17 protein-coding genes are annotated in these 13,740 nt (G+C 42.1%); 14 read left to right on the plus strand and 3 right to left on the minus strand.

Going from position 1 to position 13,740, the window contains the following annotated elements:
- Positions 1–2 precede the first annotated feature (2 nt).
- The gene (locus ACTQ1L_RS00405; RefSeq protein ID WP_321111674.1) at positions 3–1,100 is read right to left on the minus strand and encodes a ribonuclease H-like domain-containing protein; all 1,098 of its coding nucleotides are present in this window, start codon (positions 1,098–1,100) and stop codon (positions 3–5) included.
- Between the two features lie 166 nt (positions 1,101–1,266).
- Between ACTQ1L_RS00405 and rsxC the strand changes: the two genes are divergently transcribed.
- Genes rsxC through ACTQ1L_RS00435 form a run of 6 tightly spaced genes read left to right on the plus strand, consistent with a single transcriptional unit; the run spans position 1,267 to position 6,308 of the window.
- Positions 1,267–2,598, plus strand: a complete 1,332-nt coding sequence (rsxC, locus tag ACTQ1L_RS00410) for an electron transport complex subunit RsxC (RefSeq protein ID WP_441365054.1) — start codon at positions 1,267–1,269, stop codon at positions 2,596–2,598.
- A gap of 18 nt (positions 2,599–2,616) precedes the next feature.
- Positions 2,617–3,579 carry an RnfABCDGE type electron transport complex subunit D gene (locus tag ACTQ1L_RS00415; RefSeq protein ID WP_041254024.1) on the plus strand — a complete coding sequence of 321 codons (963 nt, stop codon included), beginning with the start codon at positions 2,617–2,619 and terminating at the stop codon, positions 3,577–3,579.
- Entirely contained in the window at positions 3,572–4,180 is a 609-nt protein-coding gene (locus ACTQ1L_RS00420) for an RnfABCDGE type electron transport complex subunit G (protein ID WP_441365055.1), read from the plus strand. Before ACTQ1L_RS00415 ends, ACTQ1L_RS00420 begins: the two co-directional genes overlap by 8 nt.
- Entirely contained in the window at positions 4,180–4,908 is a 729-nt protein-coding gene (gene rsxE, locus ACTQ1L_RS00425; protein WP_441365056.1) for an electron transport complex subunit RsxE, read from the plus strand. The genes ACTQ1L_RS00420 and rsxE overlap by 1 nt, the downstream gene beginning before the upstream one ends.
- Positions 4,908–5,498: an electron transport complex subunit RsxA gene (gene rsxA, locus ACTQ1L_RS00430; protein ID WP_012742487.1), complete on the plus strand. Its 591-nt coding sequence runs from the start codon at positions 4,908–4,910 to the stop codon at positions 5,496–5,498. The genes rsxE and rsxA overlap by 1 nt, the downstream gene beginning before the upstream one ends.
- Before the next feature lie 18 nt (positions 5,499–5,516).
- Complete coding sequence (locus tag ACTQ1L_RS00435; RefSeq protein ID WP_012742488.1) at positions 5,517–6,308, plus strand: RnfABCDGE type electron transport complex subunit B; 792 nt, start codon at positions 5,517–5,519, stop codon at positions 6,306–6,308.
- A gap of 58 nt (positions 6,309–6,366) precedes the next feature.
- Here the strand turns inward: ACTQ1L_RS00435 and ACTQ1L_RS00440 are convergent, their stop codons facing one another.
- Both ACTQ1L_RS00440 and ACTQ1L_RS00445 read right to left on the minus strand, forming a co-directional pair.
- A complete protein-coding gene (locus tag ACTQ1L_RS00440) occupies positions 6,367–7,416 on the minus strand; it encodes an FAD:protein FMN transferase (RefSeq protein ID WP_441365057.1) in 1,050 nt (349 codons plus the stop codon).
- 88 nt (positions 7,417–7,504) lie between these two features.
- Positions 7,505–7,639, minus strand: coding sequence for a Ycf66 family protein (locus ACTQ1L_RS00445; RefSeq protein ID WP_441365181.1), 135 nt, complete (start codon positions 7,637–7,639; stop codon positions 7,505–7,507).
- On the opposite strand from ACTQ1L_RS00445, the gene proB reads away from it, so the two are divergent.
- The 8 genes from proB to ruvA all read left to right on the plus strand — a co-directional run bounded on the left by proB (position 7,619) and on the right by ruvA (position 13,707).
- Entirely contained in the window at positions 7,619–8,533 is a 915-nt protein-coding gene (gene proB, locus ACTQ1L_RS00450; protein WP_015569253.1) for a glutamate 5-kinase, read from the plus strand. The genes ACTQ1L_RS00445 and proB overlap by 21 nt on opposite strands.
- A 31-nt stretch (positions 8,534–8,564) precedes the next feature.
- Positions 8,565–8,789 (plus strand): DUF896 domain-containing protein, encoded by a 225-nt coding sequence (locus ACTQ1L_RS00455; RefSeq protein ID WP_012742491.1) that lies wholly within the window; start codon positions 8,565–8,567, stop codon positions 8,787–8,789.
- A gap of 1 nt (position 8,790) precedes the next feature.
- A complete protein-coding gene (locus ACTQ1L_RS00460; RefSeq protein ID WP_441365058.1) occupies positions 8,791–9,339 on the plus strand; it encodes a 5-formyltetrahydrofolate cyclo-ligase in 549 nt (182 codons plus the stop codon).
- Positions 9,332–10,588 (plus strand): glutamate-5-semialdehyde dehydrogenase, encoded by a 1,257-nt coding sequence (locus tag ACTQ1L_RS00465; protein ID WP_321111681.1) that lies wholly within the window; start codon positions 9,332–9,334, stop codon positions 10,586–10,588. Before ACTQ1L_RS00460 ends, ACTQ1L_RS00465 begins: the two co-directional genes overlap by 8 nt.
- Positions 10,589–10,635: 47 nt before the next feature.
- Positions 10,636–12,075: a tRNA (N6-isopentenyl adenosine(37)-C2)-methylthiotransferase MiaB gene (gene miaB, locus ACTQ1L_RS00470; RefSeq protein ID WP_441365059.1), complete on the plus strand. Its 1,440-nt coding sequence runs from the start codon at positions 10,636–10,638 to the stop codon at positions 12,073–12,075.
- Positions 12,068–12,466 carry a NusG domain II-containing protein gene (locus ACTQ1L_RS00475; protein ID WP_321111683.1) on the plus strand — a complete coding sequence of 133 codons (399 nt, stop codon included), beginning with the start codon at positions 12,068–12,070 and terminating at the stop codon, positions 12,464–12,466. Before miaB ends, ACTQ1L_RS00475 begins: the two co-directional genes overlap by 8 nt.
- Before the next feature lie 33 nt (positions 12,467–12,499).
- Positions 12,500–12,997 carry a Gx transporter family protein gene (locus ACTQ1L_RS00480; RefSeq protein ID WP_441365060.1) on the plus strand — a complete coding sequence of 166 codons (498 nt, stop codon included), beginning with the start codon at positions 12,500–12,502 and terminating at the stop codon, positions 12,995–12,997.
- A gap of 101 nt (positions 12,998–13,098) precedes the next feature.
- Positions 13,099–13,707: a Holliday junction branch migration protein RuvA gene (gene ruvA, locus ACTQ1L_RS00485; protein ID WP_441365183.1), complete on the plus strand. Its 609-nt coding sequence runs from the start codon at positions 13,099–13,101 to the stop codon at positions 13,705–13,707.
- Positions 13,708–13,740: the final 33 nt, after the last annotated feature.

The following is a 13,740-nucleotide window of genomic DNA, read 5'->3' on the forward strand; positions in this document are numbered from 1 at the left end:
TATTAGAATTTGAACAGGTGGTCTATTATGTGTTTCACATATGATATGACCATCTGTTTTGAATTTATAAAATCATCTGTGAGAAGAAAGAAGCTGTATTTATCTTTTATTTCATGTCTGAATTCCGGCTGCATAAAGGTAGTATATTGCATGATAAAACGGCCATGCTTGCGTACATAGCAGTTTGCCGCTTTACATTTTTCACGATAGGCATTGTCAACATATGTGGCTACACTTTTATGGATTGCCATGTCTTCGTGAGGAAGATAGTAGTAATTTTTATAATCATTGTAAAAATGGCGCAGCTCTCCTTCAAAAATTTTAATACGTATAGAGCTGCTTTTTGTCCCGAGCATCAGATAATTATCGTTGTCATGTATGGAGACTGCTTTTGGCACAGGGTATTTATTTATAAAGCTTATAATAAGCTCATTCATTTTTCTTCCATCATATGCAGTATAAGGCTTTACAGCAATATCGGCTATGTCAGGGATGTTTTTTAAGACCTGCTTGTAGGAAAGAATTGCAAGCAGCTTTGTTATGCCAAGTACATCCTCGTAATTATGTATTTGTAGAAGCTTAAGCAGACTGTCGTCTTTTTCGGCGAGATATTCATAATAGATGTTGATAAGCTCACCGCCTGAATATTTGTCCTCACGTTCGATGCCTAAAAAATGCTCGATACTTTTCTGCTTGTAGTTTTCCAGGTTTAAAAGAGGCTTTAATGGTGTTAATTCTTTGAAAATATCGATAAGTTTCACAGATGAAAAAGGATCGTTTTGTTTATATTTTTTATATTTACTGCGCAAAAAAGGTATGTCAAAGCCGACTCCGTTAAAGGAAATTAGAGTATCACAGCTTTTGAGTTCGCTGGCGAAGGCTGCGATAATATCTGCTTCGTCATCAGGCACTTCGGCAAAATACTGGTCTATTACAATGCGGTTTTTGATGCGCCTTGCACAGCCTATCATGTAGACAATTGCCTTCACTGGTGAAAAGCCTGTTGTCTCAATATCAAAGAACATAGTGTTTTCTTTAAATATGCTGTCTGAAAAATTATCGGTTTTTATGTAAATTTCTTCGTTGTGAAATATTTTCATTTTTCGATTCCTGCCTTGAATATCATTTGTATAAACATTATAACATAAAGTATTAAAAAAAGTACATAATATACTATTTAACTAAAAATCATAAGTGGTATAATAGGAATAGTAATGTGCAATAGCATTTCCACGTTATTAATCTAAAAGAAAGAGGGGCACAAAAATGGGTCATAAAACGTTTATTGGCGGTGTTCATCCATATGATGGCAAAGAGCTGTCTAAGGATTCACCAATTAAAGAAGTTTTGCCCAAGGGCGACATGGTATATCCGGTTTCGCAGCATATCGGCGCACCGGCTAAGCCTGTTGTTGCCGTAGGTGACACTGTGTTGAAGGGACAGATGATAGCAGAGGCCGGTGGTTTTGTTTCATCACCTATCTATTCATCAGTGTCAGGAAAAGTTAAGGCTATTGAGAAGCGACGTGTGGCGGTCGGAGATATGGTTGACAGTATTGTTATCGAAAATGATGGCATGTTTACTGAGACAACATATAAGAGCGTCGAGGATGTCACTGCGCTTTCAAAGGAAGAAATCATCGAGAAGGTCAAGAATGCGGGAGTTGTCGGCATGGGCGGTGCCGGTTTCCCTACACATGTAAAGCTTTCTCCAAAGGAGCCGGACAAGATTGAGTATATTATCGCAAACTGCGCAGAGTGTGAGCCTTACCTCACATCTGACTACAGACGTATGCTTGAGAATCCGGAGGAATTAATTGGCGGCATGAAGATCATACTTCAGCTTTTTGACAATGCAAAGGGTATCCTTGGTATAGAGGATAATAAGCCTGACTGTATCGAAAAGCTAACAGAGCTCACAAAGGATGAGCCACGTATTGAGGTCTGTCCGCTTATGACAAAGTACCCACAGGGTGGTGAGAGACAGCTCATCTATGCTACAACCGGCAGAGCCATAAATTCTAAGATGCTCCCTGCTGATGCAGGCTGTATCGTTGATAATGTAGAGACAATTATTGCTGTATACAATGCTGTAAAGAATGGACAGCCTGTCTTGAAGCGTATTTCAACAGTTACAGGAGATGCTGTGAAGAATCCTTCCAATATATTATACAGCATCGGTACCTCATATCAGGAACTGGTTGATGCTGCAGGTGGCTTTAAGAGCCAGCCGGAGAAGATTATATCAGGCGGTCCTATGATGGGCTTTGCCATGTTTAGTCTTGATATCCCTACTACAAAGACATCTTCATCAATACTGTGCTTCACACATGATGAGGTGGCTACATTTGAGCCACAGGCCTGCATTAACTGCGGTCGTTGTGTGGAGGCATGTCCTGAGCAGCTCATTCCAAGCCGTCTTGCGAAGTTTGGTTTACATGGACAGATGGATGAGTTTGAGAAGTGGCACGGACTTGAGTGTATTGAGTGTGGAAGCTGTTCATTTGTATGTCCGTCAAGGAGACAGGTGGCTCAGCCTATTAAGACAATGAAGAAGCTTGTTCTCGCTGAAAAGAGAAAACAGACCAGCAAAAAATAAAGAAAGAGGTGGATTAAAGTGAGTGATTTATATCATGTTTCATCATCACCACATGTACGTGCCAAGGATTCCACTGACAGAATAATGCTTTATGTCATTATAGCATTACTTCCTGCAAGTCTCTTTGGTATTTACAATTTTGGATTTAGAGCACTTTTTATCATTCTGCTTACCATCGCATCGTGTGTGGCATCAGAATGGGTGTTTGACTACATAGTTAAGAAAAAGAGCACAATTACCGACCTTAGTGCGGTTGTTACAGGACTGCTTTTAGCACTAAACCTTCCGGTTTCACTTCCATGGTGGGAGGCTGTACTCGGTGGAGTATTTGCAATCATCATTGTCAAGTGTATGTTCGGAGGACTCGGACAGAACTTTATGAACCCGGCACTTGGTGGAAGATGCTTCCTTCTCATCGCATTTGCGGCTGATATGACTAATTTCAATGTCACAAGAAACGGTGTGGATGTATACTCAGGAGCAACACCACTTGCGCTCATCAAAAATGAGGGGCTTTCAAGTGTCAATGTAAGGGATATGCTTATAGGAAATACTGCAGGAACTATTGGTGAGACATCAGTTATAGCTATTTTAATAGGTGCTATCATCATGATTTTACTTGGAGTCATTGATTTAAAGATTCCTGCATCCTACATTATTACATTTGCTGTTTTCATGTTCCTTTTCGGAGCACAGCAGTTTGATATCAACTATGTTGTTGCAGAGCTCTGTGGTGGAGGACTGATGCTCGGTGCATTTTTCATGGCAACCGATTATGTCACAAGCCCGATTACGCCGATGGGCAAGATAATATTCGGTATCTGCTGTGGTATATTGACAGGAGTATTCCGTTGCTTCGGTGCCAATGCAGAGGGAGTTTCCTTTGCTATCATCTTAAGCAACTGCCTTGTTCCTATTATTGAAAAGGTTTCTATCCCAAGAGCCTTTGGTATGGTAAAGGAGGCAAAGAAGAATGAATAAACGTATTGTACATGACGCTTTGATTTTAACTGCCTTTACTCTGGTGCTTGGTTTTATTCTTGCCCTGGTTCAGGGAATCACGGCAGAGCCTATCGACAAGGCCAATAAAGCAGCAGCACAGAAAGCATATCAGGCAGTATTTTCGGATGCAAAATCATTTGAGAAATATGAATATGATGCTGATGAAGCTGATAAGCTTGTATCTGATGCGGGCTACAAGGATACAATCGATGATATTGAGACTGCCCTTGATTCAAACAAAGAGACATTGGGCTATGTCATCACAGTTACAGCCAAGGATGGTAGCCAGGGAAGTATCACATTCTCTGTAGGTATCAAGAATGATGGTACTGTAAACGGTTACTCAATCACAAGCATCAGTGAGACTCCGGGACTTGGAATGAAGGCCGAGGAGGCTGATTTCTACAAGCAGTTTGAGAACAAGAAAGTAGACAAGTTCGACGTTGTAAAGACCACACCTTCAAAGGATGATGAGATTGAGGCCATCACGGGCTCAACCATCACATCAAAGGCTATGGCCAACGGCTGCAACGCAGCTATTACTTACTTCCAGAATAAATTACAGGGAGGTGCCAACTAATGAACAAATATGTAGAGCGTTTATATAATGGTATCATTAAGGAAAATCCTACCTTTGTACTTATGCTTGGTATGTGTCCTACACTGGCTGTTACATCCAGTGCGGTAAACGGACTTGGAATGGGACTTTCCACCACGGTGGTACTTATATGTTCAAACCTTTTGATTTCACTTTTCAGAAAAGTGATTCCTAACGGAGTGCGTATGCCGGCGTATATCGTCATAGTTGCATCTCTTGTTACAGTAGTACAGTTTTTAATGCAGGCTTATCTGCCTGGCCTTTCAGCAGCACTTGGTGTATACATCCCACTTATCGTGGTTAACTGTATCATCCTTGGACGTGCCGAGAGCTATGCTTCAAAGAATCCGCCTGTAGAGTCTATCTTTGATGGAATGGGAATGGGACTTGGATTTACCATGGGTCTTACAATAATCGGACTTATCCGTGAAATCTTAGGTGCAGGAACATTCTTCAATATCAAGATTTTCGGTGACTGGTTTACACCAATCACAATCTTTATCATGGCACCGGGAGCCTTCCTCGTACTTGGCTTCCTCGTTGCAGGCATGAATATCATCCGTAAAAAGATGGAAGCAAAGGGTACACCTCTTGCTGAGCCGGCAGGCTGCCTTTCAGGAGATTGTGCACATTGTGGAGCATCATGTCCATCAGCAAAAGCAGCACAGGCCGCTGTTGCATCTAACACTACAGAAGGAGGGGATAAATAATGGGTACATTAGGTCATTTACTGCTCATTGCAGTAGCATACGCAATAGTTAACAATGTAGTACTTAGCCAGTTCCTTGGTATCTGTCCTTTCCTCGGCGTATCAAAGAACACAAAAACTGCTGCAGGAATGGGTGGTGCGGTAATTTTCGTTATCACAATCGCCACATTTGTTACACAGCTTATTTACAATTTTATACTGTATCCGCTTAATTTGTCATATTTACAGACTATCGTGTTCATTCTTGTAATTGCAGCACTTGTTCAGTTTGTAGAGATGTTCTTAAAGAAACAGATGCCTCCTCTTTACAAGGCACTCGGTGTGTATCTGCCTCTTATCACAACAAACTGTGCCGTACTCGGTGTAGCACTTAACAGTGTAACAAAGGGCTACAATATCTTAGAGAGTGTTGTTTACGGCTTTGCCACAGCCTTTGGTTTCTTTATCGCTATTGTGCTTATGGCTGGTGTACGTGAGAAGATTGAGTATAATGATATTCCAAAGCCTTTCCAGGGAACAGCCATCGTGCTTCTTACAGCATGTCTTATGGCTATCGCCTTTATGGGATTCTCAGGAATGGTTTCTGTATAGGATTGGAGGAAAAGTGATATGAATGTTACTGCGATTATTATTGCAGCTTTAGTTGTTGGAGCTGTCGGTATAATTCTTGGATTTTTCCTCGGTATTTCAGGAGAAAAATTCAAAGTAGAGGTTGACCCGAGAGAGGAAGCAATACTTGAGGTGCTTCCTGGCAACAACTGTGGTGGCTGTGGATATGCCGGATGCTCCGGACTTGCTGCCGCCATCGCAAAGGGAGAGGCACCGGTAGGACAGTGTCCTGTTGGTGGAGACCCTGTTGCGGCAAAGGTCAGCGAGATTATGGGTGTAAAGGTTGAGGCCGGAGTAAAGAAGGTTGCATTTGTTAAGTGCGCCGGCACCTGTGATAAAGCAAATACAGACTATGACTACACAGGAGTAGAGGATTGTGTTGCCATGTCATTTGTTCCGGGCGGCGGACCTAAGTCATGTAATTATGGCTGTCTCGGCTATGGAAGCTGTGTGAAGGCATGTCCTTTTGATTCAATCCATGTGGTTGACGGGGTTGCATGCGTTAATCCGCTTACATGCAAGGCCTGCGGCAAGTGCGTAGAGGCTTGTCCAAAGCACCTCATCGAGCTTATTCCATATGACACAAAGCACGTTGTAAAGTGCAGCTCAAAGGACAAGGGCAAGGATGTCATGAAGGCATGCTCGGTTGGATGTATCGGCTGTCACCTGTGTGAGAAAAACTGTCCGTCAGATGCTGTCCATGTAGTAGACAATGTAGCTTATATTGATCAGGAAAAATGTACAGGCTGCGGAATCTGCGCAGAGAAGTGTCCAAAGAAGATTATTTTGTAATGAATAAAAGCTGTCACATATCATTATGATATGTGGCAGCTTTTTTATAAGCTTGCAGCTATTCTTTGCTTACGTTATACTCATCTGATGTCGTGATAATACTATAATCATCTGTCACAAATATTGCCTCAACACCGGAAAGGGAATTGATAAGCTCCTTTGCTTTATCAATGCCAAGAGCAAAGCATGTGGTGCTTAAGGCATCTCCGTCGCAGGAGGAGTCGCTTATGATGGTGACAGAGTACAGATTGTTTTTGACGGGATAGCCGGTTGTTGTGTCAAGTATATGGTGGTATAGCTTACCGTCTACTCTGTAGTACCGCTCGTAGATGCCGGAGGTGACGACGGATTTGTCCTTGATTTTGACAGTGCATATGGGCTCACCGCTCTCGTCAAAAGGCTTCTGGATGCCAACAGTATAATCACTTCCGTCTGATTTTTCCCCGATTGTGAGGACGTTGCCACCCAGGTTTATGATGCCTGAGGTGATTTTTTTGGACTGTAAATAAGCCTTCATCTTATCGGCGATAAAGCCCTTTGCGATTCCGCCAAGGTCAAGCTTTGCTTTTGAATCGGTTAGCATCACAGCGTTTCCGTTAATCTGTATATTGCGATAATTTACATGTGACAGCTCGCTTTGTATCTGCGCATCAGACGGAACGACTGATGCATCCACCTCATTATCTTTAGAGTCGGTATTTTCAGCTATTTCGGAAAAATTCCACAAATCAGACAGCTTTCCTATAGTGATATCAAACCTGCCGTCACTTGTGTCACCGTATTCGATGCCTTTTTTGATGAGCTCAAGCGTATCATTGCTTACTGTGACATATTCTTTGTCGGCAGCGTCATTTATTTTGCTCACCTCTGAGTAACTAACTGTGTTTGACAGCATATCCTCATATTTCTTTGCCATATCAAAGCAGTCGTCTATGTATTTCTCGTCGGTAGTGCCATAAAGCGTAATCTGTATTATCGTGTCAAAGTAGAAGCCCTGTTTGGAAACCTTTTGCTGAGCCTCAGGCTTTAATTCACATGCAGACAGACTTCCTGTTATTGTGGCAAGCGCCAAAAGGACAGGGACAAGGTGTTTTAGTTTATTTTTCATAGTGCATCCTTTATTAATTTCCTGGTTGTAAATTATTTATAGTTAAGCTTAAATAGTAAAAGCATAAATATAACTTTGCGTCCGGACTTTATGTAATTTTAAGCCGAAAGCAACAGAAATATAATAACACAGAATAAAAAAATGAGACAGTAGTAAAAATGATTTTGTATTTTGCATGAATATATGGTAAAGTAGTAAATATATGCGTAATGTAATTATGTATGCATTTAGACTTACAATAGGAAAGATGATAGAAATGAGTTTTTTAGACAATTATAAAAGAGTGGTAATAAAGATAGGTTCATCGACGCTGACACATGCAGAGACGGGAAGCCTCAATTTTTCAAAGATGGAGCGTCTGGTGCGCTCGATATGTGATTACAGAAACAGCGGTATGGATGTGTGCCTCGTAAGCTCCGGCGCTATCGCGGTTGGGCGTGATGTGATAGGCATAAAGGAGCGCCCGAGCGACATTTCAATAAAGCAGGCATGCGCCGCAGTGGGACAGGGCAGGCTTATGATGACATATCAGAAGCTTTTTTCTGAGTATAATCAGAATTCCGGACAGGTGCTCATGACAAAAAATACCATAGTCAATCCTGTTTCCAGACGCAATGTTATGAATACATTTGAGGAGCTTTTTGCTCTCAACGTGGTGCCTATTGTCAATGAAAATGATACGGTAAGTACATACGAGATGCAGTTTGGTGACAATGATACGCTGTCTGCTATTGTTACATCAATCACGAAGGCTGATCTGCTCATACTGCTTTCTGATATAGACGGACTGTATTCCGACGATCCTCATGACAATCCGGATGCAAAGCTTATCAGAGAGGTTGATACGCTTGACAGGAAAATACTTGGCATGGCAAAGTCATCAACCGGCAGCGATGTCGGAACTGGCGGCATGGCGACAAAGCTTACAGCGGCAAAGATTGCCACATATTCCGGTGCCGATATGATTATCGCAAACGGCGGAAATATGGGGATTTTATATGACATTATGAATGACAGATATACAGGAACACTTTTCCACAGGGCAAAGGATGCAGAGTTTGTGCTTGCGGATTATATACAAAGAGAGATGGCACCTACATCTACAGGCGGCCAGTAATCAGCTATAAATTTGAAATCAGGAGAGTGCTATGACACAGGAAAAAATACAGCGAATCAATGAGCTCTACAGAAAGTCACAGGCAGAGGGACTTTCTGAGGCAGAGAAAAAGGAGCAGGATCTTTTGCGCAAGGAGTATATAGCAAACGTGAAGAAGAATTTAAGAAACCAGCTCAACAATATCGATATGGTAAACGATGACGGTTCGGTTGAGAACCTCGGCGAGAAATATGGAAACAAAAAAAGAAATTCGTAGCATGCTAAAAAAGCAAAGGAGCCTTCTGGGTGCTGATGAGTGCCACAGTATGAGCCATGAAATTTATAAAAGGCTCATAGCTTTAGAGCTCGACAGGGAATATGACAACATACTTTTGTATTCAGCTATCAGAAATGAAGTGAATACTGATGAGTATTTTACCTATTTAATAAACAAAGCAAAAAGGATATATTATCCGAGGGTTTCGGGCGATAAAATGTCATTTTACAGGGTAAGAAGCCTTGATGAGCTTAATTGTGGTTCATTTAATATTAAAGAGCCTGATATGACGAAGGAGTATACGCAGGCGGATGGCAGGGCGCTTATGATAGTGCCGGGGATTGCATTTTCGGATACCGGTTACAGAATCGGTTACGGAAAGGGCTTTTATGACAGATATTTATCGTCTTTCACAAAAAGAGATACTGTCATGGCAGTTGGAGTGGGCTACGATTTCCAGTTACTTAGCAGCATGACGTTTGAAGATGAATATGACGTACCCTTAGATGGGGTGATAACAGATAAGAGAGAGGTGTTTATTGATGACTGATTTAGAAAAAATTTGTGCGGATGCATACGAGGCCAGAGTAAAGATAGGAACACTGGATACGGATATCAAGAATAAGGTATTAAACGATGCAGCGGACAATCTGCTTAAGGCAGAAAAAGAAATTCTTGAGGCAAACAAAAGGGATGTGGCCACAGCAGAGGAAAATATGAAGGCAAAGAGCATGATTGACAGGCTCTCGCTTGACCATGACAGGCTCCTTGGCATGGCTGACGGACTCAGACAGATAGCAAAGCTTGCAGACCCTATAGGGGAAGTAATGTCTATGGCAAAGCGTCCCAATGGCCTTATTATCGGAAAAAGAAGAGTTGCAATCGGTGTTGTGGGAATCATTTTTGAGGCTCGCCCAAATGTCACATCAGATGCCTTTGGTCTGTGCTTTAAGACAGGCAACTGTGTCATATTGAAGGGTGGAAGTGATGCGATAAATACCAATATCGCAATAGTTAAGGCACTAAAAAAGGCTTTAACGGACAATTTGGTTTCTGATGCTGCACTTGCACTTATTGAGTCAACAGACAGAGAGACAACAAATGCATTTATGAAGATGGATCAGTATGTGGATGTGCTCATACCAAGAGGCGGTGCAGGACTTATCCAAAATGTGGTCAAAAATGCCACAATCCCTGTCATCCAGACCGGTACAGGCAACTGCCATGTATATGTGGACAAGGATGCAGACTTTGATATGGCTGTTAATATTATTAACAATGCAAAGACACAAAGAATCAGTGTCTGCAATGCATGTGAGTCAATTGTAGTACACAGTGCCATAGCAGAGGAGTTTCTGCCAAAGCTGTACGATAAGCTAAGAGAGCATCATGTACAGTTGCGTTGTGATGAAAGAGCACAGGCAATTCTTGCCGGAAGAGACGATGTGACTGAGGCAGCTTCCGATGATTGGGGTATGGAGTATCTTGATTACATCATGTCGGTAAAGATTGTTGACAGTATTGATGAGGCAATAGAGCATATCAACAGATACAACACATCACATTCAGAGGCAATCGTCACAAATGATTATGACAACGCACAGAAGTTCTTAAATGAGATAGATGCCGCATGCGTTTATGTAAATGCCTCAACCAGATTTTCTGATGGAAATGAATTCGGCTTTGGAGCTGAGATAGGAATCAGTACACAGAAGCTTCACGCAAGGGGACCTATGGGGCTTGAAGCACTGACAAGCTATAAGTATATTATTTACGGCAGTGGTCAGATCAGGGAATAGTCAGCTAAAGTATAACAGATTTAATTTGAGAGGAAACATAATATAACATGAGCTACGATATAGATATAACAAAGACACCACCGGCACATGAGCCTGAGAGGCAGTATTACTACATGGCAAAGGCAAAGGATTTTGTTGAAAAGAAATCTAAAGAAATCGGCCGTCCTATGACTTATTTTGTCAAGACCTTCGGGTGTCAGATGAACGCGCGCGACTCAGAAAAGCTTGTCGGAATACTAGAGCAGATTGGCTATGTGGAAGGAACTGATGAGCACTCTGATTTCATTGTATACAACACCTGTACCGTACGTGAGAATGCCAACAACAAGGTGTACGGCAGACTTGGATATCTGCAGAATTACAAGAAAAAGAATCCTCTGATGAAGATTGCTCTCTGCGGCTGCATGATGCAGGAGCCGGAGGTTGTTGAAAATATCAAAAAGCACTATAAGTTTGTAGATATCGTATTTGGAACCCACAATATATTCAAGTTTGCAGAGATTTTGTGCAACAATATCGAGTCTGTCTCACAGGTTATTGACATATGGAAGGATACCAATCAGATTGTCGAAGATCTGCCGGTGAAGAGAAAGTTCTCTTTCAAATCAGGTGTCAATATCATGTTTGGCTGCAACAATTTCTGCAGCTACTGTATCGTGCCATATGTAAGAGGACGTGAGAGAAGCAGGGAGCCTAAGGATATCATAAGAGAGATAGAAAAGCTTGTTGCAGACGGAGTGTGCGAGATAATGCTTCTCGGACAGAATGTCAACTCATACGGTAAAACTCTTGACAATCCTATAACCTTTGCAGAGCTTCTTCGCGAGGTCAATAAGATTGAGGGACTTAAGAGGATTCGTTTTATGACATCTCATCCAAAGGATTTATCCGATGACCTGATTATGGCGATAAAGGAGTGCGACAAGGTGTGCAAGCATATGCATCTGCCGCTTCAGTCAGGTAGCTCAAGGGTGCTTAAGGAGATGAACAGGCACTATGACAAGGAAAAATATCTCGACGAGGTAAAGAGACTTCGTGAGCAGATTCCTGATATTGCAATCACAACTGATATCATTGTGGGCTTCCCGGGAGAGACTGAGGAGGATTTCCTTGAGACAATGGATGTTGTTAAGCAGGTCAGATATGACAGTGCTTTTACATTTATTTACTCAAAGAGAACAGGCACACGCGCAGCTACCATGGAGAATCAGGTGCCTGATGATGTGGTCAAGGACAGATTTGACAGGCTCTTAAAGGAGGTTCAGACTATCTCATCAGAAAAGGCAAAATGCTATGAGGGCAAAGTGGTGCCGGTGCTTGCAGAGGAAATGGATGACCAGAAGGACGGCTATGTGACCGGACGTATGGACAATAATTCAATCGTACATTTTCCGGGTACCGAGGATATGATTGGAAATATCTACAATGTGAGGCTCAATGAGTGCAGAGGCTTCTACTATATGGGAGATATAAAAGAGGATGCGTAAGCGTTTTGGCAGAAATGATATAATCCTGATATCGGTTGTTGTAATTATCTCTGTCGCTCTGCTTCTTATATGGAAGCTTGTATATTTAAAGGGGCAGGATACGGATAGCGATGCATGTGTCGAGGTGACTATCGATGGAAGGGCCTATGGTACATATCCGCTTTCAAAGGATGATACAATTGAGATAAAAAACGGCGATGGCGATGTTACTAACACTCTTGTCATAAAGGGCGGTGTGGCGGATATGACCTCTGCCGACTGTCCGGATCATCTGTGTGTGAAGCAGAAGGCGATATCAAAGGAGGGAGAGTCGATTATCTGTCTGCCGAATAAGGTTGTTGTGACGGTAAAAAGCGACACGAAATCCGATATAGATTCGATATCCAAGTGATACCCGAACATTTTTATAGAAAGAATGAGATAAATGAAAACCAGAAAGATTGCATATCTTGGTATGCTTATGGCATTGGCACTGGTGCTAAGCTATGTTGAGTCACTTATACCGTTTGCAGTAGGCATACCGGGAGTAAAGCTAGGGCTTACAAATATAGTGACTGTAATCATGCTTTATATAGCAGCACCCATGGAGACGTTTCTGCTATGTGTATTTCGCGCGGTGCTTTCGGGCTTTATGTTTGGAAATGCGTTCAGCATCATATATTCACTGGCAGGCTGTATACTAAGCTTTATCGTTATGTACCTGCTTAAGAAATCAGATAAATTCAGTTCGGTTTCAATAAGCCTGGTCGGTGGAGTGTGTCACAATATAGGACAGATAATAGTTGCGGCTATAGTTTTGTCAACCTACAGCGTGGTGTACTATATTCCGGTGCTTCTTGTGGCAGGATGCATCACGGGACTTGTGATTGGAATAGCAGCTTCACAGGTGCTTTTGAGGATTTCTGACAGCTTTCATGTATAGTTTTAATGGGCTGTAATCTACGTATATTTAATAATAAAGGAGATGCTGCTGTTTTATGCCTGTGTGTCAGGCTGCAGTCGAAACAGTAACAAATGGATTCAATGTATGCATATATAAAAGGAGAGCTTGCAGAAAAAAATATAGACAGCATTGTAGTGGAGGCAGCAGGTGTAGGCTATCTCATTTACATACCGACGCAGTATTTTGATATGCTGCCTGACGAGGGAGAGAATGTAAAAATTTACACCTACCTGTGTGTCAGGGAGGATGCCATGATACTTTATGGCTTTTTGAGCAAGGATGATCTTGAAATCTTTAAGCTGCTGATTACAGTCAGCGGAATCGGACCAAAGGGCGGTCTTGCCATTTTGTCAACTCTGCCTGCCGATGATTTGCGTTTTGCGATTCTATCGGGCGACTCAAAGGCTATATCAAAGGCACCGGGAATAGGTGCAAAGACGGCTCAGAGAGTGATACTTGATTTAAAGGACAAGCTGTCGCTTGAGGATGCATTTGAAAAGAAGCTTGAGAATCAGACTTCCGGTGCTGCTGTATCAATGAACAGCACTGTGAAAAATGATGCTGTCATGGCGCTCAATGCGCTTGGATATTCGTCTACTGAGAGTCTTAAGGCAGTGTCCAAGGTTGATATCACAGAGGATATGGATGTAGAGGATGTGCTGAAGCTTGCGCTCAAAAATATGGGCTGATTGGAAAAGCTGTAAGCTTAAAACAGAAACGGG

The organism is Agathobacter sp. LCP21S3_B2 (genome assembly GCF_052118705.1).
Taxonomy (GTDB): Bacteria; Bacillota; Clostridia; order Lachnospirales; family Lachnospiraceae; genus Roseburia.